Source organism: Streptomyces sp. NPDC002690, from assembly GCF_053592415.1.
Genome location: NZ_JBSFVR010000638.1, coordinates 1 through 2,348 on the forward strand (window position 1 = coordinate 1; position 2,348 = coordinate 2,348).

The window sequence follows — 2,348 nt, forward strand, 5'->3', positions numbered from 1 at the left end:
GGGTCCGGCGGCTCCGAGAGCGAGGCCGAAGCGCCGTCCGACGTTCCGCCGCCGGACGGCGGAGTCGAGGACGGCACGGGCAGGCCACGGGCCACCGGCGGAGGTACGGTTCCCCGCGCGCGCGGCGGCCGTTCCGGCAAGGCGGCCAAGGGCGGCGGCAGTCAGGCCTCCGGCGTGCTGCCCGGAGGCATCACCTGGCGGCACCGGCTGCGGCGGGACCGCACGCTGATCCTGATGACGCTCCCCGCCATCGCTCTGCTGCTGATCTTCAACTACATACCGCTGCTCGGGAACATCGTCGCGTTCCAGAACTACGACGTCTACGACCTGGGCATCACCGGCAGCCCCTTCGTCGGCTTCGACAACTTCACCCGGATCTTCGACGACTACCGCTTCTGGGAAGTCCTGATCAACACGCTGGTCATCTTCCTGACCCAGCTGATCCTCTTCTTCCCGATCCCGATCGCCATCGCGCTGCTGCTGAACAGCGTGATGAGCTCCCGGGTGCGCGCGTGGGTGCAGGCGATCGTCTACCTGCCGCACTTCTTCTCCTGGGTGCTCGTCGTCACCGTCTTCCAGCAGATGTTCGGCGGAGCCGGCCTCGTCGCGCAGTGGCTGCGCGAACACGGCCACGAAGGCTTCGACCTGATGACCAACCCCGGGTTCTTCAAGTTCCTGGTCACCGCGCAGGCGGTCTGGAAGGACGCGGGCTGGGGCGTCATCGTCTTCCTCGCCGCGCTCGCGGCCGTCAACACCGACCTCTACGAGGCCGCCGCGGTGGACGGCGCGGGACGCTGGCGCCGCATGTGGCACGTCACGCTTCCCGCGCTGCGCCCGGTGATCGCCCTGCTGCTGGTGCTGCGGGTCGGCAGCGCGCTCAACCTGGACTTCGAGCAGATCCTGCTCCAGCGGGACCAGGTGGGCGCCGGCGCGTCCGAGATCCTCGACACCTACATCTGGTGGACGGGCATCAAAACCGGCGACTTCGGCTACGCCGCCGCGGCCGGGATCTTCAAGGGACTGTTCAGCGTCGCCATGGTGCTGGGCGCGAACAAGGTCGCCCACATGCTGGGCGAGCAGGGGGTGTACTCCAAGAAATGACGACTCTCCTGGACCTCGAAAAGACGCCGGGCGGGTGGCCCGTGGACACCGCCCCGGCCCGCACCCCGCTCCAGCGCCTCCTCGGCACCGAAGCGCGCCCCGCCTGGGAGGACGAGCCGACGAAGGCCGGTCTCGCCTTCAAGGGTTTCGGCCTCGTCGCGATCTGCGCGGTGATCCTCGTCCCCATCTGGGTGGTGGTCGTCACCAGCCTCTCCGACACCAAGGCCATCAACGACGCGGGCGGGCTGGTCGTCTGGCCGAAGAGCATCACCTTCGTCGCGTACAAGGAGCTGCTGAGCGGCGGCGCCGTCACCCGGGCCGCGATGGTCAGCATCGGGCTGACCGTGGTCGGCACGGTGTTCAGCATGGTGATCTCGATCCTGTGCGCCTACGGCCTCAGCCGGCGCGACTCGATCGCCCACCGGCCGCTGCTGATGACGCTCATGGCGACGATGTTCTTCGGCGCCGGGCTCATCCCCACGTATCTGCTGGTGACCGGGATCGGTCTGAGCAACAGCTACTGGTCGATGATCCTGCCGAGTGCGATCTCCGTCTTCAACATCCTGGTGCTCCGCGGCTTCTTCATGGACACCGCGCCCGAACTCATCGACGCGGCACGGATCGACGGCGCCGGCGAGTGGCGCATCCTGCTCCAGATCGTCATGCCGCTCTCGCGCGCGGTGGTAGCGGTCATCTCGCTGTTCTACGCGGTGGGTTACTGGAGCCAGTGGTTCAACGCCATGCTCTACATCCAGGACAGCGACAAGTACCCGCTCCAGATGATTCTCCGTCAGCTCGTACTCGCCCACCAGGTGCCGCCGGGCGCGATGGGGGCGGCGGTGAGCAGCGGGCAGATCAACAGCCTCGCGGTACAGATGGCCGTCATGGTCCTCGCGCTGATCCCGGTGGCCCTGCTGTCGCCGTTCGTCCAGAAGCACTTCCAGAAGGGGATGCTCACGGGGGCCGTGAAGGGCTGAGCCCACCGCGTTCTCCGCTGCCCCACGTGCCGCGCGCCGGGAGACCTCCCGCGCGCGGCACGGAGCATGCCCGTTACCCCTCCCCGCTCCTCCCCGCTCCGGAAGGACTCCGCCATGCCCGCGTTCCGTTCCGATCGCGCTCCCTCTCCCACCGCGCCGACGCCGCCCGCTTCGACGCCACGACGAGGCCGACGATGTTCTCGGCAGTCACAGCTTCGCCACCCCCCTGGCGATGAGGGCCACCAGCGCGAAGACCGCGATCGTGGTGAC

The 2,348-nt window shown here is 68.4% G+C and carries 2 protein-coding genes; both read left to right on the forward strand.

Features of this window, described 5'->3' with window-relative positions; translation table 11 throughout:
- On the forward strand, nucleotides 1-1,101 hold a 1,101-nt coding region (locus ACWD3D_RS36180; protein WP_451464904.1), incomplete at its 5' end, for an ABC transporter permease.
- Entirely contained in the window at nucleotides 1,098-2,078 is a 981-nt protein-coding gene (locus tag ACWD3D_RS36185; protein ID WP_451464905.1) for a carbohydrate ABC transporter permease, read from the forward strand. The genes ACWD3D_RS36180 and ACWD3D_RS36185, both read left to right, overlap by 4 nt.
- Nucleotides 2,079-2,348 lie beyond the last annotated feature (270 nt).